Below are 20,394 nucleotides of genomic sequence, written 5' to 3'. Positions count from 1 at the left end.
GGACCAGTGAGAGCCATCGTCGGCCGATGTCGTGCCTACTACATGCCCGCCAGGGCGTAAAGAGTTGCGAGCGGGCGAACTGTATCTCGTCCTGCCCGATGTCGGCGGGGCTACTGTGACGCAGTGTTCACGACGACCCTGGTGCGACGGCTTGCGGTGGATCTGTGCCGCGTCGGCGCCCAGAGCTGTTGTCGATAGCCATGTTCGAGCGCGGTTGCGGCTTGTCGGCCGACGCCTGAGCGCGTTCTCCCGTCCCTCTTGATCGATCCTTCCGGCGCGGCCCCCGACCGGCCTCGGGGATCGATCGTCTCCCGCTCGATACGAGCCTCCATGTCACCAGGGGTTTTGCAGTGTCAGTAGTGCCAGCCATCTCCGAACCGACCGATCAGGACGGCGACCGGGCCATCACTCCGGCATCGTCGCCCCGTGGGCGGCGCAGCTCGAAGGTGTTGTCGCGCATCGGCTTGCCGGTTCTGTCGCTGATCATCTTCATCGCGCTGTGGCAGCTCGTGGTGAGCCTGAAGATATGGAGCGAGACCCTCGTTCCGGCCCCGAGTGCGGTATGGGACGCCTTCGTTCAGACCTCGACGACCAACGACGGGGTGCGGGGCTACGCCGGCAAATACCTGTACGAGCACCTCCTGATCAGCCTCGAACGAATCGCATACGGCACCGTGATCGGCATCGTCGTCGGGATCGCCTTCGGCTTGCTGATGGGCACGTTCGGCAAGGTCCGCGCGGTCTTCGAACCGTGGATCACGTTCCTGCGCACCCTGCCGCCGCTGGCCTACTTCTCCCTGCTCATCATCTGGCTGGGCATCAACGAAGAACCCAAGATCACCTTGCTGGCCATCGCTGCGTTCCCTCCCGTGGCCGTCGCCACCACATCTGCGGTGCTGGCAGCACCGCAAAGCCTGACAGAAGCGGCAAAGGCGCTGGGCGGCAGCAAGTTCGACGTCATCAAAGATGTGGTGGTGCCGTCGGCATTGCCGGAGACCTTCACCGGCATCCGCCTCGCGGTCGGCGTCGCCTACTCGTCATTGGTCGCGGCCGAGTTGGTCAACGGTCTGCCGGGAATCGGCGGGATGGTGCGAGATGCCGCCAATTACAACAACACTCCGGTGGTACTGGTGGGCATCGTCGCCATCGGAACCTCGGGGCTCATCATCGACGGCTTGCTGCAACTCATCGAGCGCAAGACCGTGCCCTGGCGTGGTCGCGCCTGACCCACTCCGCCTGAACTCCATACAGCAAGTCCCACAGAGAGAAAGAACCCGAACGAACATGAGTGATACAGCCCTGCCCGGACGCCTGCGTCGACGATGGACAACCGTGGTCGCCGCGCTCGCGGCTCTGACCCTGACGCTCGGCCTCGCCGCCTGCTCCGACGACAGCGACAGCGGCAAGACCATCACCATCGGATATCAGGCCTTCCCCAGCGGCGACCTCATCGTCAAGAACCAGAAGTGGCTCGAGCAAGCGCTGCCCGACCACACCATCAAGTGGACGAAGTTCGAATCCGGAGCCACCATCAACCAGGCGTTCATCGGCAACTCGATTGACATCGGCGCAATCGGGTCGAGCCCGGTGGCCCGCGGACTGTCCGGCGCCTCACCCATCGGCTACAAGGTTGCGTTCGTCCTGGATGTCGCCGGTGACAACGAGGCGCTCGTCGCCCGGAACGGCACGAACATCAACAGCGTCGCCGATCTGCGTGGCAAGACCATCGGAACCGCGCTCGCGTCCACAGCTCACTACAGTCTGCTGGTCGCCCTCGAGCAGGCCGGTCTCAAAGCGAGCGACGTCAAGATCGTCGACCTGCAGCCCCAAGCGATCCTGGCGGCATGGGAACGCGGCGACATCGACGCCGCCTACACCTGGCTGCCGACGCTCGACGAGCTGCGCAAGACCGGCAAAGATCTGGTCACCAGCCGGGCCATCGGTGAATCAGGCAATCCCACACTGGATCTCGGCGTGGTGTCGAACAAGCTGATCGAGAGCGACCCGGAAGCGGTCAATGCATGGCGCAAGGTGCAGGCCCGCGCTCTCGAGCTCATCAAGTCCGATCCCGCCGCAGCGGCCGGGTTCATCGCACCCGAGCTGGGGATCAGCGCAGATGAGGCACTCGGTCAGTTGAAGCAGGGTGTGTACCTGACCCCGGAATCGATCGCGTCGCCGCAGTGGCTCGGCACGCCGGGGGCCGTCGGCAACCTCGCCAACAACCTGCTCAGTGCCGCAGAGTTCCTGGTGGAGCAGAAGCAGATCGACAAGGCGCCCACCCTCGAGCAACTGCAGCAGGCGATCTACGTCGAAGGTTTGCCCGGTGCCTTCGCACAGTGACGCCTCGACGTCGGGTGCGATCCGGCTGGACAACGTCTCGCACCGCTACGGCAAGGGTTCGGACACCGTCACCGCGGTCGGTCCGGTCTCCCTCGATGTACCGGCCGGGGAATTCCTCGTCCTGGTCGGGGCCTCGGGGTGTGGCAAGAGCACCCTTCTGCGGCTGATCGCGGGATTCGAGAGGCCCACCGAAGGCCGCGTCGACGTGCTCGGCCGCCCACCCACCCCGGGCGACTCGGCGGGCGTCGTGTTCCAGCAACCGCGCCTCTTTCCCTGGCGAACCGTCGGCGGCAACATCGACCTGGCGCTGAGATACGCCGGTGTCGCCACATCGGACCGGCCGGGCCGACGGGACCAACTACTGGAACGGGTCGGTCTGGAGGGCACCGCCGATCGGCGGATCTGGGAGATCTCGGGCGGACAGCAACAGCGCGTGGCCATCGCCCGCGCACTGGCCGCCGAGAACCCGCTGTTCCTGCTCGACGAGCCGTTTGCCGCGCTCGACGCTCTCACGCGGGAGCGGTTGCAAGAAGACGTGCGTGCGGTGAGCACCGACACCGGCCGAACCTCGGTGTTCGTCACCCACAGTGCCGAGGAAGCCGTGTTTCTCGGATCCCGGATCGTGGTGCTGACCAGGCGTCCCGGCCGGATAGCACTCGACATAGAGGTCGATCTACCGCGAGGCGACGTCGATGCCGAAGCACTCCGGAGTTCATCCGAGTACAACGCATTGCGGTCGGAGGTCAGTCATGCGGTGAAGGCGGCTGCTGCTGTGTAGTTTGGCTCGCTTCGCTCGCGGGCAGACGGCCTGTGTCGCGTGCTCTTCCTTCGTCGACTCGGTCGCTGCGCTCCCTCGCTCCTCTGTCCAGAGCACGCGGGCCGTCTGCCGGGCGGGGTGAGGCGGTGAAGTTTCGGGCCGTTGTCTTGCTGGCGCACGGCTTTGTGCCTCACGCCCGTGTTCAAACATGGGCGTGAGGCACAAAACCGTGCGGGAGTAGGTGGGGAGGCCTTTGCTGGTTGACTCGCCTCTCGCGGGCAGCGCGGTCGTGCAGCTACTGACCCAGTGCTTTATGCATCTCCCAGATCAGGACTTCGGCGTCGGTGGTGGCGGTGAGTCTCTCGCCGCCCCCATCGGTGATCCGGACTGCGTCGCCGGAGTGCGCCCGGCCGGTGGATTCGAGATCCACAGACCCCGATGCCACGAAGACGTGGCCCCACGGCAGCTCCGGCAAGGTGATCGATTGGCCGGCCGAGAGCCGGGCCACGTGCAAGGCTGCCGAGCGGTTCGCGATCCGGATCGCCGAGTCGTACTTCGGCATACCCGACGCCACGGTGACGAGCCCGCCCGACTGCAACTGATCGCCGATGTCGAGTTGGTCGTAGCCGGGCTCGATGCCGGCTTCGTCGGGAAGCACCCACATCTGCACGAAGTGCACGGGGTCGGTGCCAGTTCCCTGGTGTAGCTGCCAGGTGTCGTTGCGTTCGGAATGCCGGATACCGGTGCCCGCACTCATCCGCTGGGCGAGCCCCGGATAGATGACGCCGGAATGGCCCATCGAGTCCTGATGCACCAGCGACCCCGACAGCACCCACGTCACGATTTCCATGTCCCGATGAGGATGGGTGTCGAAGCCCTGCTGCTGGGCGACGCGGTCGTCGTTGTTCACCAACAGCACACCGTGATGTGTGTTGGCCGGGTCGTAGTTGTCGCCGAACGAGAAGCTGTGCCGCGAATCGAGCCAGTCGATGCGGGTGGTGGGTCGGTCGTCAGCGCGGACCAGTTGATGGAGACTCACCCCATCCATCTTCCGCCTGCTCGGTCGTGGTCGCAAAGTGGACGAATAGGGCCGAAAAGCAGCTGATTTAAGGGTAGTTACTCGATTGTGACGGTCTCGTAAGCAAGTCGGAAACTACATTGGTGCCATTCACCCTGTTACAGGAGTGAAAATTGTGACTATGCGTCGTTCCCCCGGCCGTTCCGCGGCCATTGCAGTTCTTGCGCTCGTCTGCGCGCTTGCCGCCACGTCTTGTGGCGCCTTCGGCAAGGAACTCGACACCGGCGCCGCAGCGATGCTGAACCAGTTCGCCGCCGCGATGGAAGACCAGGATTCGGCGGCTGCGGCCGGGTTCACATCGGCGCCGGGGCCGGCCGGCACCGCGCTGCAGGCCACCCTCACGGGGATGTCGGCACAGAAAGTCGACGTGAAGGTGGGGCACGCCCAGGAGTACACCGACGGCACCGCGACATTCGACCTCGAGACCACCTGGCAACTCGGCAACGAGCGCGAATTCACCACGAAGACGGCCGGCTCGGCTCGCAAGCTGTCCCTCGGCTGGAGGGTGAACTGGCAACCCGAACTACTCGCCGACGACATGCCCGCCGGGGGAAGCCTCCGGAACATCCGCACCGACGCACGGCCCTCGCCGGTGGTGCTCGACCGCTCCGGCAAGCCGATGCTCAACCTGCAGACGATCAACGAGATCGTTCTCGATCCCGGCGCCACCCGTGATCTGGGGGCAGCGACCACGGCACTTGCCGGAATCATCGCCCCGCTCGCGCCACTGGTCACCCCCGCCGTGATGACCCAGCAGCTCCGCGATTCGGGTAATCAGCCGGTCACCGTCGTCTCCGTGCGCGAGTCGGACATGGTGGCGCTGGCCGGCGACCCGAAGTCGGTGCCCGGAGTCTCGATCCGGAAGGTGCCGCAGCTGGTCCTGATCGACCGGCGACTGGATTCGCCGGTACTCGACGGCGTCCACGACTACTGGCAGGCCATCCGCGACGCGACATCCGGGTGGGCGGTCCAGATGCTGGCGCCCGGCCAGAAGCCGCTGGAGCTCGCCGGTGAGCAGGGGCCGGCCGGGCCGAACGTGCCCACCACCATCGACCCGATCACCCAGTTGGACGCCCTCGACGCCGTCGTCGAGGTTGCACAACCGGCGAGCATCCTGGTGCTCGACGCCAAGACCGGGGCGATCCGCGCGTCCACCCGCAACGACCTGGCCACCGAACACGGCATCACCATCGGCAGGCAGTACCCGGCAGGCACAACGTTGGGCCCGGCCGCCAAGGTCATCAACGAGGTTGCCGGATCCGATGATTCGAAGGCGGCCGCGTTGCTGGCCCAACTCGGCCTCGACGTGGACTTCACCATCCCCGGTGTCCGCCCCGAGGGCGGAGGGCAGGGCATCGACGCAAAGCCGGTGACCTTCCGCTCCGAGGACCTCACCGTGTCCGCGCTGAACATGGCGACGCTCGGGGTGGCGATAGCTCGCGGCAGTTCGATCGCCCCGTCCATCATCGTGGGACAACCGGGCCGGGTCTCCGGGGGAGAGCTCGGGACCGTGGATCCTGCGGTGCTCGGCACGGTCGGCAAGGCCATGCGCGACACCGCCACCACGGGTGATGCCAGCGACCTGACGAATGCGTCCGGAATGCGAGCGCTCGTGGGCACCAACGGCCCGCAGGGTCCGGGCTGGTTTGTCGGCATCTCGGGCAGCAAGGTCTTTGTCGTCTACTGCGAGGGCGAACGGTCGGGTACTGCGGCACTTGCTGTGGCGCAACGTTTCCTGACACCTCGGGTACATCCGCAGTAGTTCCGGATGGCTCAGTGGGTCCTGGCCAGGGCGTCGGCATGGCGGCGTGCCTCGCGGCGGTCCTTGATCACCGGAGCACTCTCCTTGATCGACAGCAGGCACACCAGACTCACCGCCATCAGGGCTGCGGCGTAGAAGCCGACGGGGATTACGCTGCCCGTTGCGCTGACCAGTCGGTTGGCGATCATCGGTGCGAAACCGCCGCCCAGCACCGCCCCGACCTGGAAGCCGATGCCGATCCCGCTGTAGCGCTGGCTGACCGGGAAGAGCTCGGCAAACGTGGTGAGGATTGGTCCGTAGACGAATCCGGTCAGCGCGAACCCGATCGAGATGACCGTGATGCAGGCGGTGAACGACCCGTTCTCGGTGACCCAGAAGAGATACGGTGCAAACAACAGTGCGGTGACCATGCCGAACCCGATCACGGGTTTGCGTCCGATCCGGTCGGACAAATAGCTGCCCAGTACGACGGTTGCGGCGTGGCATGCAAGGGCCACGGTGATTCCGAGGACAACCTCGGAGCGGACGAAGCCACGGCCGGGCGATGACTCGGTCAAGAACGAGAGCATGAACGTGAACAGCAGAAACGCGTAGCAGTTCTGGCCGATGTTCATACCCGCCGCGAGTCCCACCCGCTTCCAGTTTTCCTTGACGACCGCGAGCGCCTTGGGGGCGTCGACGTCTTCTTCGGCGGTGGTCGCCACGAAATCGGGTGTCTCACTGATCTTCACCCGGGTCCAGATCCCGATCGCGAGCACCAGACCGCCGGCCAGGAACGGGATCCGCCAGCCCCACGCGATCACATCTTCCATGGGGAGCAGCAGTACGAGCGCGAACGACAGGTTGGCCAGGATTCCGCCGACCGGCGAGCCCAACGTGACAAAAGCGCCATAGAGTCCTCGGCGCTCGCGGGGTGCGTGTTCGGCGGCGAGCAAGGTGGCCCCGCCGATCTCGCCGCCTCGTGAGATGCCGTGCACCATGCGCAGGAATATCAGGATGATGGGTGCCGCCACACCGATGGCGTTGCTGTCGGGCAGGATGCCCATCACCAGAGTCGCCCCTCCCATCAGGAGGAAGGCAGTGGTCAGCGCGGTTCGTCGGCCGAATCTGTCACCGTAGTACCCGAAGATCACCGCGCCGATCGGGGCCATGATGAACCCGACCGCGAACGTGGCGAAGCCGAGGAACGTGCCGAACCACGGGTCGTCGACGTTGAAGTACACCTTGTTGAACACCAGTGCGGTGGCGGTGCCGTAGATGGCGAAGTCGTAGAACTCCAGGATGGTTCCGGCGCCGGAGGCCACCCCGATGCGAGTGGCTCCTTCGCGGCGGTCTTCGCCGGCTCGTGCGACTGGATGATTTGTGGCCACCATGTCTATGCTCCTCGTGACAGATGAAAAGTGCCGGGTCTGGCGAACATGCCAGGGCCCGGGTCTGGCGGATGGATCGATGATGCGCGCATCTCGGCGCGCTGCGAATAGGGAAAAGCCTTACTGCGCAGCCACCTTGGCTGCGACCTCGGGCCATCAGGGCAGCGTCGAGCGCAACGCCGGGCAGACGCTGTCCTGAGAGTTGCTGTGTGCTCGGCTAAGTCGCGGGAACGAGATCCCCGTAGCGCGGGAGTTCACCCAAGGCGTCGAGGATGCGGGCGAACTCGGCGGTCCGGCGGGCCTGGTACTCGTCGACGGTGAGCGGGTCAAAAGTATAGAATCCCTGCCCGTCGGAGATGCCTCGACGACCGGATACCATGTTCGACTCGACGAGCTCGGCAGGCGAGAATCGTTCGCCCAGTTCACCTCTCAAGTAGTTCGACGCGTGGTACAAGATGTCGCACCCACCCCAGTCGATGAACTCGAGGAGCCCCAGAACCGAGAAGCGGGCACCGAAACCGATTCGCACCGCACGGTCGATGTCTTCGGCACTGGCAACACCTTCGGCCACCATCCTGGCTGCCTCGTTCATCACCAACGCCTGCAGGCGCGGCACGATGTAGCCAGGAGAAGGTGAGCAGGTCACCGGGGTCTTGCCGATGGCGATCATCAGTTCCCGTGTGGCCTCGACCGCCAGCTCGCTCGTGTGGACGCCGGCGCTGATCTCCACCAGGGGGATGAGGTCGGCGGGATTGAGCCAGTGTGCGTTCAGGAATCGCTCTGGGTGGGAGACGAACTCGTAGAGGTCGGTCACTAGGAAGCTAGACGTCGTGGAGGCGATCGGTACATCGTCTTCGACGGTGTTCTCGATCCACGACAGCGCAACGCGTTTGACCTCCATGATCTCCGGGACGGCCTCGAACACCAGCTGGGCAGAAGACATCGAGGTCAGGGCGTCCGGAGCCGACACGACCGTGACCCGATCGATTACTTCTTCCAGGTCTGTGGGGTGCAAGAGCCCGAGGATGACCTTTCGCTCCAGCATGGAGCGGATCGACGCCTCCACCGCCTGCAGGTACGACCCTGTGCCGTCGCCGCGGTCACGGAGGTCCACGACGGACACCGCGACGTGTCCGAACGCGAGCGCCGCCGCGATTCCCTGGCCCATGCGCCCGGCGCCCACTATCGCGACATTCGAAATGGTCACCGAGAGAATCCGTTCCGCAGGAAGTCCGACATCGAGTCGCGATCGAGGTCGGACAGGCCGAGCGCCTCGAGCGTGCGGCCACCGGTGCCGGTGGCGCGTCCGGTGATCGCACCCGCGAGGGCGAGTAGGCCGTCGGCGACCGGTGTGGGCACCGATGCCCAGTGGCCGACCGACGACAGCAGGGCCAGCCCGATCTCCACGTCTTCGGTCATGTAGCGATGCGTGTGCAAATCGATCTTCTCGCGCCAATCCCCACTGTCCGTGAGCTTTTCGTGTGCCGCATTTCCGTACATCCACTCGTCGCCGTCGGCCGAATAGTGGTCCGCGAGAGGGAAATGTGGGGCCGAGTAACCCAGGGCGCGTCGTACCGCGATGCGCTCTGCATCCAGTGCCGATGTGACCCTGCGGATCGAATCCTGAGTGCCCTCGTTGTGGATGTCCCAGGCCGGGAAATGTTCCAATGGGCCGGCATTCATGAGGATCAGCGGTGGATGGATGATCGGCCCGGCATTCATGAGCGCTCCGCTGAGTGCGTCCTCGACTCGTTCCACCGAAGGGTAGACCTCGGTCAAGGTGGCAAGTGCCCGGTCGGTGTGGCGTGCCGGGAACACCCCGGTGGGTAGACGGGTGGCATACCCGCTCACGACCACCCTGGACTCGCCGTACTTGCGGGCGAGGTAGGGGAGCGTGCCGGTCTCCGCGAAGGCAACGTCGGCCGGATTTCCCGAATCATGCAGTGCGCGAGCAAAGATGAACGAGCCGAAGCTACCTGGCGGCAGGTACACGACCTGCCCGTCCTGCAGATGTGGGGCTAGGGCGGTGGCGAGATCATCATGTGCGAAAGCGGGTATCGGGATGACGATCACATCGGCCGCGGCGACCGCATCACGGAGATCGGAAGTCACCGATATGCCGCCACCGTCGACCGTAATCCGACGTGCCCCGCGATGGTCTTTGATGTCGAGGTGACCCACCGACGTGAGGGCGTCGAAAGCACTCTGCTCCCGGCGCCACCACGTCACATGGTGATCGTTCTCGGTCAGCTCCGCAGCCGCGGCATAGGCGCCGTGGCCACCACCGATGACACAAACCTTCATACCCGTTCCTCGTCTCTCATCGTGCCGCTCGCGCGGCTCCAATTGCGATGCGAGAAAACTACAATCGCGACCCGTCGGCGTCTCGGCTCCGGCGTCGACTGAAAAATTTCGCTGTCATGTTGCACGATTGTGCTGTGACCGACGACATCGATGATCAGATCGTGCATGCGCTGCAGGTGGCGCCGCGCGCGCCGTGGGGAGCCGTCGGGGACGTACTCGGAATCAGTGCGGCAACCGCCTCGCGGCGGTGGGACCGCCTGGTGGAGAACGGGCTCGCATGGATAGTGACGTACCCGGGGGGTGCGTACCTCGACAAGTGCTGCAGCGCATTTGTGGAAGTACACACCGCGGCGCGCCCGAAAGGTCTACTCGACGAACTGATCCGGGATCGTCACGTGGCGACCATCCAACGCACTGCCGGCGACAGCGACCTGCTGTTGACGGTGATGGTGCCCGACCTCGGTTTCCTCGGCGACTGGGTTCAGCGGCTGGCAGATACCGATGGTTCGGCCCGGACCCGTACCCGCGTGGTCATGCGTGTGCACGGGGAGAGCGAGCGTTGGCGGGTGCACGCGCTGTCGGACACCCAAGAGGCGGCGCTGGCCCAGTACCGACCTGCGCCCGTGCCGATGACACACGAGCCGGACGAGGCGGACCTGGAACTGATGGCTGCCCTGGCCACCGACGGCCGCCGATCCGCCGTCGACCTCGCCAACCTCACCGGACTCAGTGCCCCGACCGTCCGGAGGCGGTTGACCCGGCTGATGGCCGAGAGAATCCTGTCGATCCGCTGCGAGGTGGCGCATGCCTACAGCGCGTGGCCGGTGACCGCCAACGTCTGGGCCCGCGGGAACTCACGCGCCCTCGACACTCTGGTCGAGTCGCTCGACGCCTTTCCTCAGGTACGCGTCTGCTGCGAGGTGACCGGGACCGCAAACGTGATCATGACCGTGTGGCTGCACCACATCAGTGAGCTGTCGCAGTTCGAACACGAACTGGAGCGACGGGTGCCGGGGCTGACAGTGGTGGACCGGTCTGTCACGCTCGAGACCTCCAAGAGACTCGGCTCCGTGCTCGACCGTGACGGGCGCCGGATCGGGTCCGTACCAGTGGTGTTGTGACCCTGCCACCACCGCACACCGCACACCGCAGACCGCACGGCGAGCGAGAGCGCCGAACGCGCTCGCGCCGGTCCTACATGTTCAGATATCGCGGGTTGGCCACCATCAGACGATCAGTCACAGCGGCGCGTGTGGCGGCGACGACGGCCGGGTCGTCGGCGCCGATCGACCCGGAGCGGATCGCCAGGGCCAACTCGGCCTCGGTGTCGAAGCCGAGGTCAGAGAGGCGACTGCGCCGGCGTTGCTGCTGGACGCCCCCGTATGTCAATTCACGCTCGACGATGTCGAGCACATTGGCGGCGACGCGGGCCTGGAATGCGAGAGCCGGGTCGGAGGCGGTCATCACGGACGCGCGGAGGAACTCGGTGACCGCACCGACGAGTTCCGGGGTGGTCGGTCTGCCGTGTAACTCGGTCCACGGCAGTTCGGTCAACTCGGTCGGAGCGGGGTCGGCCGGGTGACCGAGGGCGAGCAACAGGTCGTGCTCCTGCTCGCAGACCCGCCGGCCGATGGCAGCGAGTTCCACCGACCGGACCTCGCCCGACAGGTGTCGCTGCGCCATCTGGGCGCAACCGATACCCCACCATGCCGTGCGGTAGATCTGCCACCAGCAAACCGCGTCCTTGTCGGGCCGCGACCCGCTGATCTCGGCATAACCGTCCAGCAGCTCGTCGATCGAACCGAAGCCACCGACCTCGGGTTCGGTACCGAATCGCCAGCACTTGACCAGAAGCCAGCCCAGGTCTTCCCTGGGATCGCCGATGTGGGTGAGCTCCCAGTCCAGGACGGCGGCCAGCCCTCCTTCGTCGATGATCAGGTTTCCGTTGCGGAAGTCGCCGTGCACCACGGCTTCCCCGACCGGTTCGGGTTGGTGAGTGGCCAGCCACGCCAACGCGATCTCGGTGACGGCCGACGGTGTGTCCAGGTCGAGGTAGATCGTGCGCAGATGGTCGAGATCCGCAGTCGGGGCACTGCGCAAGGCCGGCACCGAGCCGAGCGGGATGGAATGGATCCGGGCCAGCGTCCGACCGAGCTCCGATGCCATCGAGGTGCGGGCGTCGGCATAGCGGTTGTCGCGCAGGATCTTCCGTGGAATGGTCTCACCGTCGATGTGGTCGGCGATCAGGTACGGTGCGCCCAGTGCTTCACCGTCATCGGCGTAGTCCACCACCCGAGGTACCGGGACGCCGGCAGCGTGCGCGGCCGCGATGGCCTCGGCCTCCCTCGTCATACCCATCGGGCCGTGGCCACCACCGGGTTGACGACGCAGCACCATTCGCTGCACATGCGCGCCGTGGTGTGCCTCGAACGACCACGTCTCACTGTTCGCCCCGGCCGTCAGTCGCCGCAGCTGCGCGATCCGAACCGGTTGGCCAAGAACAGTTGTCAGTCGTTCGGTGAGGCGTAGACCGATGTCGTCGGTGCCGGGTTCCATCGAATTCACGCCTGATTGTCGGTCTTGATCTTGCCGGGTCCGGCGAATCCGAACAGGTAGCCGGCCACCTTGCGGATCTGAACCTCTTCGGAGCCTTCGGTGATCCGGTACCGACGGTGGTGTCGATAGATGTGTTCGAACGGCATGTGGCGGGTGTAACCCATCCCCCCGTGCACCTGGATGGCGCGATCGGCGGCGTCGCAGACCAGCCTGTTGGCCCGGTAATTACACATCGACACCTTGTCGCTGATCTGCATGTGCGGCAATCGGTCCAGCTCCCACGCCGTCTTGCGGACGAGGCCGCGAACCATCTCGGCCTCGGTGTGCAATTCGACGAGTGGGAACTGGATGGCCTGCCTGCTCGACAGTGGAGCGCCGAACGTGATCCGCTTGCGCGCGTATTCCACGCTGCGGTCGATGCAGTACTGAGCCGCACCGACTCCGGAGGCGGCCTGCCGGATCCGATTTTCGTGGACAAACGTCTGCGCGACCGCAAGGCCTTCGCCTTCGGCGCCGAAGATCGCCGAATTCGGCACCCGCACATCACTGATGGTGACCTCGGCGTGGTCCGTGGGCATGTTGAACGTCCACCATTGGAAATCGACGGAGAAACCGGGCAGGTCGGTGGGAACGAAGAATGCCGTGATGCCGCGGGCATCGCCGTCTTTGCCCGAGGTGCGCGCGAACACCACATCGTGAGTGGCGTTGTGCATGCCGGAGTTGAATCGTTTGCCGCCGTTGATGACCCAGTCGTCACCATCGCGCCGGGCGGTGGTCTCCATCCACGTGGCGTCACTCCCGTGGTCGGGTTCGGTGAGACCGAAGCCGATGCGGGCTTCCCCGCGGATCATGGGTTCGAGGAACTCCTCACGCTGCTCAGGGGTGCCGAACTGCATCAACATGTGGGCGAACGGGAAGTTCCCGACGATGGACGACTCGTTCTGCAGGTCGTTGTGCAGACCCAAACCCTTGTGTGCCAGATGTTCCCGGATGACGGCCATGTCGAAGTTCGAGCCGTCACGACCACCGACCTCGGCGGGCAGCGCATACCGCAGCCAGCCGGCGTCATCGGCGAGCCGACGCATCTGGCCGAGGAGCTCTTCCCACTCCCGGCGGGGCACCCCACCGCCCTCGAAATCTGTGCGTGCGTACTCGCGCCGATGGTCGAAGAACCGCATGTTGTCGTCGGCCTCTTGCAGAGGCTTGATCTCCGCCTCGATGAACTCGTCAATCTCCCTGAGTGTCTGCGTGATCGATTCGGGCAGGTCGAAATCCACTGAATTGTCCTTGCTGATCGGTGAGTGTGGGCGGTTACAGGATCGCGATGGGGTTCAACGGCGAGCCGACGGCATTGGTGACGTTCAGCGGCGGGGCGGACAAGAAGAACTCGTAGCGGCCCTCGGCTGCACATACCTCGGCGAGGTCGTCGAGCCACCACACCTCACCCAAGGTGAGTCCGAGGTCGCGGATCAACCGGATGTGCAGCGGATACAGTCGGTCGCTCGGGTCCTCGGCGGGCTCGACCTCGGTGGCGATGTTGTCCAGTGCCACGGCGGCGATCTCTTTACGGTGTATCCACTCCACGCAGTCGCGTCCGAGCCCGGGCGATCCGGCCGTCCAGAACTCGGATTTGTCTGCAAGCGAATAGAACCAGGGAACATGCCCGGTGCGTAGCAGCAAGATGTCGCCGGTGCCCACCGTGACCCCTTGCTCGGCGGCACAGGCGTCGAGGTCGCCGGGGGTGATCGCGACCCCGGGTTCGAGCCGGTCGACGCCCTGCCACCGGGCGAGGTCGAGCAGGACACCGCGGCCGGCGAGAGAGGTCTTCAGCTGGTGGATGGAGTTCCGGCCCGCACCGCCGCCGGACTCGGTGTTCCCGATCCAGTAGCCGTTGTACATGACATCGTCAGAACAGATGTGCGCCAGGCTGTCCCACTGGGTGCTGCCCTGCAGTGGCATGAAGATGTAGTCGTCGGCGCCCTGGATGCGGGGCGCGATCAGTTGGAGCTGTGAGCCGACCGTGAAGTCGGCGCCGGTGTAGCCGAACAGGTGCACCACCCCGGGCCGACTCGGGTGGACCGGGCCGGAAGCGTCCAGTGGGATTGCGCAACTGACCGTCTGTCCCGTACGAATCAGCGCCGCAGCGGCTTTGACCATGTCCGGGGTGATGAAGTTGGCGGTTCCGCGCTGATCGTCCTCGCCCCAGCGGCCCCAGTTGTTGGGCTGTGAGGTGTTGACGTAACCAACGCGCTTGCCCTTCTCGTCGACGGTGTAGTCCGGCGGGGTCCAGGCCAGTGACCAGTTGCCGCCGTCTTGTGTGCGTCCCATGGTTCTCCTGTCGGGTCGTGAGATGTCTAGGGTTGCGCCAGCTGATCGCGCAGTTTGAACTTCTGCACCTTGCCCACGGCGTTGCGGGGCAGGGCATCGACCACCAGGATCTCCGTCGGCTTCTTGTACGACGCGATCAGCGACTTGCAGTGCTCGGAGATCTCTTCCAGGGTGGGCGGGTCTGCGGGGTCCGAGGGGACGATGACTGCCACAGGGGTCTCCACCCATCGGGGGTGCGGTTTGGCCACCACGGCGACCTCGGAGACCTTGCTGTGCGAGTCGATGGCGTCCTCGACCTCGGCGCAGTAGATGTTCTCCCCGCCGGAGTTGACCATGTCCTTGGTCCGGTCGACCACCTTGATGTAACCCTCGTCATCCATCACGCACAGGTCGCCGGAATGAAACCAGCCGCCCCGCATGGCATCTGCGGTGGCATCTGGGTTACGCCAGTATTCCTTCATGACGGTGGGCCCGCGGTACACGATCTCACCGACCTCGCCGACCGGCACGTCGTTCATGTCGGGGTCCACCAGACGTACTTCGACATTCATCAGGGGCTTACCCACCGAGCCGTTCTTCCGGAGGGCATCCTCTCCGCGCAGGATGCAAGTGGCAGAACTCATCTCGGTCTGGCCGAAGACGTTGAAGACCGGCACGTCGCCGAAGGCGTCGGACATGGCCTTCAACACCGACGGAGGAGCGGCCGAGGCGCCCCAGGCGATGCGTTCGAGCGAGTAGTCGAGCTTCCTGGCCAGTGCGGCCTCGCAGATGGCCTTCCACTGTGTGGGGACGAAGTACCCGGCGACCACCCCTCGCTCCGACATGGTCTCGAGCGCCTTGACGGGGTCGAAGTTCAGGACGTCGATGAGAATCGATGTGCCACCGACGAAGACGTAGGCGAGCATCCCCGACAAGCCGCCGATGTGGAACAGCGGTAAGCCGGACAACCCGACTTCGCCGTCACCGCTCACCCCTTGCTCGAGGCAGACGTTGATGGTGTTCATCAGCAGGTTCATGTGGGTGAGTACCGCGCCCTTGGGCTTTCCGGTTGTTCCCGAGGTGTACATGATGAAAGCGGGCTCGTTCTCGTCGACGTCGATGTCGAGCGAGTCGTCGTCGGTCTCCAGGAGGGTGTCGTAATCGATTGCCTGCTCGACATCCTCGTGGTCACCGCCGCTGACGACAAGGGTGCGCGATCCCGTTGCCTGCGCGGCCCTGGGCGCCAGCAGATGGTCGGCGAACAACACCGTGGCGTCCGAATCGTCGAGAACATAGACGATCTCGGCCACCGACAGCCTGAAATTGACCGGCACGACGATCGCACCGAGTTTCAGTACGGCGAAATAGGTCTCGATCAGCTCGAGCCGGTTGAGCATCAGCACGGCGACCCGGTCGCCACGTTCGACTCCGAGGGTCTGCATTCCCCGGGCCAGCCGGTTGGTGCGGGCATCGAGTTCGCGGTAGCTCAGAGAGTGGCCGTTGTACTCGAAGGCTACGCGGTCGGGAACCTTCCTTGCGTTGCGAGCGAGCTGATCTCCGTGGGACATACGCCGTCCGGGGGCCGCCGCCACCGTCGTGGTCTCGAAAGTGCTCATGCTGCTCCTCGACGTCCAGCTGGTGAACAAGCGTTCAGCGGCACCGTAGCCGATCCCATGACAGTCGCGCAGCGGTTTGTTGGACTGGCTTCGAGACCTTGCTCGGACTGCCTTTTCGCACGTGATGGTTGGTAGTGTTGGACTCGCTGGGTTGTCGCCGCCGCCAACTGGGTACTGAATGATCGTTCACCGACGGCCGAATCACACCGATGCCGGGCACGGGTCGGTGCAGGAGAGTCCACTCGTGAAGGGGGCCTGATGACCGAGCGTGCGACAGGAGCTGCCGCGCAGTTCACCTCGGCGGCTGTCCGGCCGGGGGATGACCCCACGGCGCGAGCGATCCTCAGTGCTGCGGTGCAGATGATCGCTGCACGCGGCTACCACGGGACGTCGGTCCGGGACATCGCAGGATTTGCCGGACTCAGTGCGGGCAGCATCTACAACCATTTCGGTTCCAAACACGATCTGCTGGTGACCATTCTGGTCCGCGGCGGTGAGGCGCTGGTGGAGAGCACCGAGAAGGCCCTGCTCGACGCCCCGGCCAATCCGGCCGACCGGCTGGACGCGATAGTGCGCACGCATGTGGGTGTGCACGCAGAGAATCCGCTGGAGAGTTACATCGGCAACTCCGAACTGCGCAGCCTCGACGCCGTTGCCCTCGAGCGGGTGATCGCCAATCGTGATGCGCAGCAACGTATCTTCGACCGGGTCGTCGCAGATGGTGTGAGGCGCGAAGTCTTCCTCACCACCAACCCGACCGAGGCTTCCCGTTTTGTCGTCACCGCCTGCACGGCGGTCGCGATGTGGTTTCGGCCGTCAGGGCCCGCCAGCGAGGGAAAGATCATCGAGCGGTACCAGGCCGTGGCCCGCGACGCCGTCGGCTACCGACCGCCCGCTCGCAACTGAAGGCCGCCGGGGTCAGCTGTATTTGGCGGTCAGGTACAGGGAGAACGTCTCGCGCCCGAAAGGTGTTCCGGGAACCAAGTTCTCGCCGTCCCTGAACGCCGCGAAGGTCTTGCCCGGAAGCCGCACCGGGAAGTCGGGACGGCGACGACCCGTCACGCGTTTCCACTCGGCCAGCAGTTCGCGCGCCGTCCGCTGCTCCGGTCCGCCGATGTCATCGACGCGTCCCATCGGATCGCCGGCCGCCAGGTCCACCAGCCGGGCTGCGACCTCATCGGTTGCGATGGGCTGAAAACTGATCGACGGACACAGCAGAACCGGCGAGAACCGCTGCGCGAGGAACATCTGCTCGACAAAAGGATGGAACTGGGTTGCCCGCTGGATTGTCAGTGGGACCGGACCGGCGGCGGCGATCGCCTCGATCTCGAGTCGCTGACGGTAGAAGCCGAAGGGGATCTTGTCGATGCCGACGATCGACAGCAGGACGATGTGTTCGACGTGCGCCTCGGCCGCCGCACTCACGAGATTTTGCGCCACTTCGATGTCGCCGGCCCCGTTGGTGGTGGCCAGGTGGATGACGGTGTCGACTCCGTCCATGGCCTCGGCGATGCCGACGCCGGTCCTGAGATCTCCGGTGATCATGCCGTCGCCCGCGCGCCGGCTGAGCGCTTTCACGTCGTGCCCCGCTTGCCGCAGGCGGTTGGTGGTGGGGACACCGATCCGGCCGGTTGCTCCGGTGACCAGATAAGTCGTCATGCTCAAGCCCTTCGTCGTGGTGATCCTCTCGCAGTCAAAGACCGGCAGCCACCCGCGAATGTGACAAGCTCATGCGGGCAGAAGGGCCTCGAACGTTCACCAGCGGAGGAACGGCCTGGCACGAAAGGGTGACGTCATATGGCGCAGGAAGCGGGACTGGCCGAGTTCGAGCAGGTCAGACCTCGTTTGTTCGGGATCGCCTACCGGATGATGGGTACGGCATCGGACGCCGATGATGTGGTGCAAGACACATGGTTGCGGTGGTCTCGAACCGATAGATCGGCCGTTCGCGATCCGGGGGCATTCCTGGCGACCACAGCGACCCGACTGGCCATCAACGCGCTGACGTCCGCGAGGGCGACCCGGGAGACCTACGTCGGACCGTGGTTGCCTGAACCCATATCGACCACCGACGATCCGGCACTGGGCGCCGAACGAGCAGAGGCGCTCGAGATGGCCGTGGTGCGGTTACTCGAACGTCTGGCTCCCAAGGAGCGCGCGGCGTACATCCTGCGTGAGGCCTTCGACTACCCGTACCGCGACATCGCCGAGCTGCTGGACACCAGCGAGGCCAATGCCCGACAACTCGTGCGCCGTGCCCGCGACCACATCGCCGTCGAGAGGGCGGCTCCGGCGGACCCGGACCAGCAGGCGCAGATCCTGGGCGCATTCCTCGCCGCCGCGCAGTCGGGGGATCTGGCCGCACTCGAGTCGGTGCTCACCGCGCAGGTGACGGCGGTCAGCGACGGAGGCGGTGTGGTCAGTGCCGCGCGGGTACCCATCATCGGTCGCGCCAAGGTGGCGAGGTTCGTCCTCGGGACACTCGAGAAGTTCGCCGCCGGCGCCTATTCGACGTTGGTGGAGGTCAACGGGTCACCGGCTGTGCTCACCATTCGGGATGGCCGGCCCGACACCGTGTTGTCGTTCGACATCGGGGCCGACGGGATCAACACACTGCTGTTCGTCAGGAACCCCGCCAAGCTGCACGCGGTCGCTGCGTTGTCGTCGTCGATATCCCCCGACGAGGCCGTCAGGTGGTGACCGTCTGACGACGTCGGGAGAGCACCACGCGGGCCGCGCGCCAGCCGAGCAGGAAGACACCGAGCACGATGGTTGCCACGATGATGAAGCTGAGCGCCACACCCTGATGGAACTGCTGGCGCAGGATCATGCCGATGGCCACGGCGCCGACCCACACCAGCACCCCGTCCGGGAACACACGCTCGGGGTGGAACGGGTAGTCGAAGCCGTGATCGGCGCGCATGTGCGCATACAGGTAGGCGAGCGACCATCCGATCGCTGCGCCCAGGGCAAAGGGCCATGTGGTGCTGAACAGTCCGTGAAGCGACAGGCCTTCGGCATGGTTCATCCGACCGATGAAAGCGAAGACCAGCACCGCGAAGAAGTCTGCTGAGGCGGTGAACAATCGGCGCATAGAGGCCACCGTAGCGTTTTGCCGAGCGGCTCAGCGAACCGAATCGGGGGAATCGGGCTTGTCGTCGGACGGATGGACGACAGGCGGGTCGGGGTCAGAAGTGCCCAGGTTGCGGTCCGTTGACGTGCTGTCCTGGAGCTGGGCGTCGACCTCTTTCTCCATCAGATCGACGTTGTCTTCAGCGCGATAGGTGCCCCGGAACATAACGAAGATCACCACCCAGCCGATCAGGGCGACCAGCAGATAGCTGATCATGCGGTAGACCAGCACCGCGGTCACCGACTCCGCGGCACCCATGCCGGCGGAGGTCAGCGCCGGAACCAGCACGCCGTCCACCACCCCGAGCCCACCCGGGAGGAGGGGGATGGCGGTGCCGACCGCCTTGCTCGCCGCGTAGGCGACCATCAGGCCGGCGATGCTCGGTTGGCCGCCGACCGCGTAACAGGCGAAGGCCAGACATGCGACGTCGGCCACCCAGTTGAACAACGACCAGCCGAAGGCGATCGAGGTGTCCTTGGGTTTGAGCTGCACCGCGCGTAGCTGCACGAGAATCTCGCGCCAACGGACCACCCCGTGGTCGGCCGCTTTGTCGCGCAGATGATTGATCCACCGCAGGATCGTGACGCCGATCCCCTCGATCGACTCCGGGTGCCGCGCGATGTACTGGGCCACGAGAGCGAACGCGATGAAACCGCTGATCGAGAAGATGATGGAGAACGGGCTGGTCTTGGCGCCGGCCAGCAGCGCGCCGCCCAATCCGAGAACCGCCAGTCCGACACCCATGAGCAGTCCCGACATCACAACCTGCCAGGAGGCCACAACAGGCGTGGCTCCCCACTTGCGGGTCTGCCGGTAGGTGAAAGCCGGCGCCATCACCTGGCCCCCGGGCATGGTCTGACTCAGCGAGTTGGCGGCAAGGATCACTGAAAGCGATTGCCACTGCTTGATCTTGAGGCCTGCCGACCGCAGGAGTGCACGTTGGACCTGCGCGAAGCTGTCCATCGACAACATGGAGGCGAGGATGCAGAGCACCACCCACTCCCACTCGATGTCATCGATGTGGACCCAGGTTTCCTTCAGTTTCGGCCACACCAGGTAGGCCTCAACGGCCAGTACCACCAGGACGAGGGCGAGAACCACCCAACGCACCCACCAGAACCGGCGGCGGGCCCCGCGCGTCGCCGTCATGTCCAGCACCTTATCGGGCGGG

At 65.2% G+C, this 20,394-nt stretch carries 18 protein-coding genes; 7 read left to right on the top strand and 11 right to left on the bottom strand.

Translation table 11 applies throughout. The annotated features are described in order from the left end of the window. The first annotated feature begins 350 nt into the window (after nucleotides 1-350). The 3 genes from ACVWY6_RS13655 to ACVWY6_RS13645 are packed head-to-tail and all read left to right on the top strand — an operon-like array spanning nucleotide 351 to nucleotide 3,118. Complete coding sequence (locus tag ACVWY6_RS13655) at nucleotides 351-1,226, top strand: ABC transporter permease (RefSeq protein ID WP_457538725.1); 876 nt, start codon at nucleotides 351-353, stop codon at nucleotides 1,224-1,226. A 58-nt stretch (nucleotides 1,227-1,284) separates the two neighbouring features. Then, entirely contained in the window at nucleotides 1,285-2,340 is a 1,056-nt protein-coding gene (locus ACVWY6_RS13650; RefSeq protein ID WP_023962458.1) for a taurine ABC transporter substrate-binding protein, read from the top strand. Beyond that, nucleotides 2,324-3,118, top strand: a complete 795-nt coding sequence (locus ACVWY6_RS13645) for an ABC transporter ATP-binding protein (protein WP_457538723.1) — start codon at nucleotides 2,324-2,326, stop codon at nucleotides 3,116-3,118. Before ACVWY6_RS13650 ends, ACVWY6_RS13645 begins: the two co-directional genes overlap by 17 nt. 274 nt (nucleotides 3,119-3,392) lie before the next feature. Here the strand turns inward: ACVWY6_RS13645 and ACVWY6_RS13640 are convergent, their stop codons facing one another. Then, a complete protein-coding gene (locus ACVWY6_RS13640) occupies nucleotides 3,393-4,145 on the bottom strand; it encodes a pirin family protein (protein ID WP_457538721.1) in 753 nt (250 codons plus the stop codon). Between the two features lie 151 nt (nucleotides 4,146-4,296). Between ACVWY6_RS13640 and ACVWY6_RS13635 the strand changes: the two genes are divergently transcribed. Continuing rightward, nucleotides 4,297-5,937 (top strand): NTF2-like N-terminal transpeptidase domain-containing protein, encoded by a 1,641-nt coding sequence (locus ACVWY6_RS13635; protein ID WP_457538719.1) that lies wholly within the window; start codon nucleotides 4,297-4,299, stop codon nucleotides 5,935-5,937. An 11-nt stretch (nucleotides 5,938-5,948) separates the two neighbouring features. Here the strand turns inward: ACVWY6_RS13635 and ACVWY6_RS13630 are convergent, their stop codons facing one another. The 3 genes from ACVWY6_RS13630 to ACVWY6_RS13620 form a co-directional block, all read right to left on the bottom strand. Continuing rightward, complete coding sequence (locus tag ACVWY6_RS13630) at nucleotides 5,949-7,310, bottom strand: MFS transporter (protein WP_457538718.1); 1,362 nt, start codon at nucleotides 7,308-7,310, stop codon at nucleotides 5,949-5,951. Between the two features lie 214 nt (nucleotides 7,311-7,524). Continuing rightward, nucleotides 7,525-8,514, bottom strand: a complete 990-nt coding sequence (locus ACVWY6_RS13625) for a 3-hydroxybutyryl-CoA dehydrogenase (protein ID WP_457538716.1) — start codon at nucleotides 8,512-8,514, stop codon at nucleotides 7,525-7,527. Next, nucleotides 8,511-9,611 (bottom strand): NAD/NADP-dependent octopine/nopaline dehydrogenase family protein, encoded by a 1,101-nt coding sequence (locus ACVWY6_RS13620; protein ID WP_030175088.1) that lies wholly within the window; start codon nucleotides 9,609-9,611, stop codon nucleotides 8,511-8,513. Before ACVWY6_RS13620 ends, ACVWY6_RS13625 begins: the two co-directional genes overlap by 4 nt. Nucleotides 9,612-9,745: 134 nt before the next feature. Between ACVWY6_RS13620 and ACVWY6_RS13615 the strand changes: the two genes are divergently transcribed. Then, entirely contained in the window at nucleotides 9,746-10,732 is a 987-nt protein-coding gene (locus ACVWY6_RS13615; RefSeq protein ID WP_033336260.1) for an Lrp/AsnC family transcriptional regulator, read from the top strand. 73 nt (nucleotides 10,733-10,805) lie between these two features. On the opposite strand, the gene ACVWY6_RS13610 is transcribed toward ACVWY6_RS13615, so the two are convergent. Genes ACVWY6_RS13610 through ACVWY6_RS13595 form a run of 4 tightly spaced genes read right to left on the bottom strand, consistent with a single transcriptional unit; the run spans nucleotide 10,806 to nucleotide 16,090 of the window. Further along, nucleotides 10,806-12,167, bottom strand: a complete 1,362-nt coding sequence (locus tag ACVWY6_RS13610) for a phosphotransferase family protein (RefSeq protein WP_457538714.1) — start codon at nucleotides 12,165-12,167, stop codon at nucleotides 10,806-10,808. Between the two features lie 5 nt (nucleotides 12,168-12,172). Next, the gene (locus ACVWY6_RS13605) at nucleotides 12,173-13,444 is read right to left on the bottom strand and encodes an acyl-CoA dehydrogenase family protein (RefSeq protein WP_457538712.1); all 1,272 of its coding nucleotides are present in this window, start codon (nucleotides 13,442-13,444) and stop codon (nucleotides 12,173-12,175) included. Between the two features lie 34 nt (nucleotides 13,445-13,478). Then, on the bottom strand, nucleotides 13,479-14,495 hold the full coding sequence (locus tag ACVWY6_RS13600; protein WP_457538710.1) for a cyclase family protein: 1,017 nt from the start codon (nucleotides 14,493-14,495) through the stop codon (nucleotides 13,479-13,481). 26 nt (nucleotides 14,496-14,521) lie between these two features. Then, nucleotides 14,522-16,090 carry a long-chain-fatty-acid--CoA ligase gene (locus ACVWY6_RS13595; protein WP_457538708.1) on the bottom strand — a complete coding sequence of 523 codons (1,569 nt, stop codon included), beginning with the start codon at nucleotides 16,088-16,090 and terminating at the stop codon, nucleotides 14,522-14,524. 258 nt (nucleotides 16,091-16,348) lie between these two features. Between ACVWY6_RS13595 and ACVWY6_RS13590 the strand changes: the two genes are divergently transcribed. Next, on the top strand, nucleotides 16,349-16,996 hold the full coding sequence (locus ACVWY6_RS13590; protein WP_457538706.1) for a TetR family transcriptional regulator: 648 nt from the start codon (nucleotides 16,349-16,351) through the stop codon (nucleotides 16,994-16,996). A 12-nt stretch (nucleotides 16,997-17,008) separates the two neighbouring features. On the opposite strand, the gene ACVWY6_RS13585 is transcribed toward ACVWY6_RS13590, so the two are convergent. Further along, the gene (locus tag ACVWY6_RS13585; RefSeq protein ID WP_457538704.1) at nucleotides 17,009-17,749 is read right to left on the bottom strand and encodes an SDR family oxidoreductase; all 741 of its coding nucleotides are present in this window, start codon (nucleotides 17,747-17,749) and stop codon (nucleotides 17,009-17,011) included. A gap of 138 nt (nucleotides 17,750-17,887) precedes the next feature. On the opposite strand from ACVWY6_RS13585, the gene ACVWY6_RS13580 reads away from it, so the two are divergent. Further along, on the top strand, nucleotides 17,888-18,790 hold the full coding sequence (locus tag ACVWY6_RS13580; protein ID WP_457538702.1) for an RNA polymerase sigma-70 factor: 903 nt from the start codon (nucleotides 17,888-17,890) through the stop codon (nucleotides 18,788-18,790). Here the strand turns inward: ACVWY6_RS13580 and ACVWY6_RS13575 are convergent. Both ACVWY6_RS13575 and ACVWY6_RS13570 read right to left on the bottom strand, forming a co-directional pair. Then, complete coding sequence (locus tag ACVWY6_RS13575; protein WP_023955863.1) at nucleotides 18,780-19,184, bottom strand: DUF3054 domain-containing protein; 405 nt, start codon at nucleotides 19,182-19,184, stop codon at nucleotides 18,780-18,782. The two genes, ACVWY6_RS13580 and ACVWY6_RS13575, sit on opposite strands and share 11 nt — an antisense overlap. A gap of 30 nt (nucleotides 19,185-19,214) precedes the next feature. Continuing rightward, nucleotides 19,215-20,372 (bottom strand): lysylphosphatidylglycerol synthase transmembrane domain-containing protein, encoded by a 1,158-nt coding sequence (locus ACVWY6_RS13570; RefSeq protein WP_457538701.1) that lies wholly within the window; start codon nucleotides 20,370-20,372, stop codon nucleotides 19,215-19,217. Nucleotides 20,373-20,394 lie beyond the last annotated feature (22 nt).

The sequence above is a fragment of the Williamsia sp. R60 genome, assembly GCF_054063855.1.
This window is presented reverse-complemented; position numbering and strand designations above follow the sequence as displayed.

Coding starts and splice junctions, on each gene's coding strand:
- ACVWY6_RS13585 (WP_457538704.1), bottom strand. CDS start 17,749: ATGACGACTTATCTGGTCACCGGAGCAACCGGCCGGATCGGTGTCCCC.
- ACVWY6_RS13570 (WP_457538701.1), bottom strand. CDS start 20,372: ATGACGGCGACGCGCGGGGCCCGCCGCCGGTTCTGGTGGGTGCGTTGG.
- ACVWY6_RS13600 (WP_457538710.1), bottom strand. CDS start 14,495: ATGGGACGCACACAAGACGGCGGCAACTGGTCACTGGCCTGGACCCCG.
- ACVWY6_RS13575 (WP_023955863.1), bottom strand. CDS start 19,184: ATGCGCCGATTGTTCACCGCCTCAGCAGACTTCTTCGCGGTGCTGGTC.
- ACVWY6_RS13635 (WP_457538719.1), top strand. CDS start 4,297: ATGCGTCGTTCCCCCGGCCGTTCCGCGGCCATTGCAGTTCTTGCGCTC.
- ACVWY6_RS13650 (WP_023962458.1), top strand. CDS start 1,285: ATGAGTGATACAGCCCTGCCCGGACGCCTGCGTCGACGATGGACAACC.
- ACVWY6_RS13580 (WP_457538702.1), top strand. CDS start 17,888: ATGGCGCAGGAAGCGGGACTGGCCGAGTTCGAGCAGGTCAGACCTCGT.
- ACVWY6_RS13610 (WP_457538714.1), bottom strand. CDS start 12,167: ATGGAACCCGGCACCGACGACATCGGTCTACGCCTCACCGAACGACTG.
- ACVWY6_RS13595 (WP_457538708.1), bottom strand. CDS start 16,090: ATGAGCACTTTCGAGACCACGACGGTGGCGGCGGCCCCCGGACGGCGT.
- ACVWY6_RS13630 (WP_457538718.1), bottom strand. CDS start 7,310: ATGGTGGCCACAAATCATCCAGTCGCACGAGCCGGCGAAGACCGCCGC.
- ACVWY6_RS13620 (WP_030175088.1), bottom strand. CDS start 9,611: ATGAAGGTTTGTGTCATCGGTGGTGGCCACGGCGCCTATGCCGCGGCT.
- ACVWY6_RS13640 (WP_457538721.1), bottom strand. CDS start 4,145: ATGGATGGGGTGAGTCTCCATCAACTGGTCCGCGCTGACGACCGACCC.
- ACVWY6_RS13590 (WP_457538706.1), top strand. CDS start 16,349: ATGACCGAGCGTGCGACAGGAGCTGCCGCGCAGTTCACCTCGGCGGCT.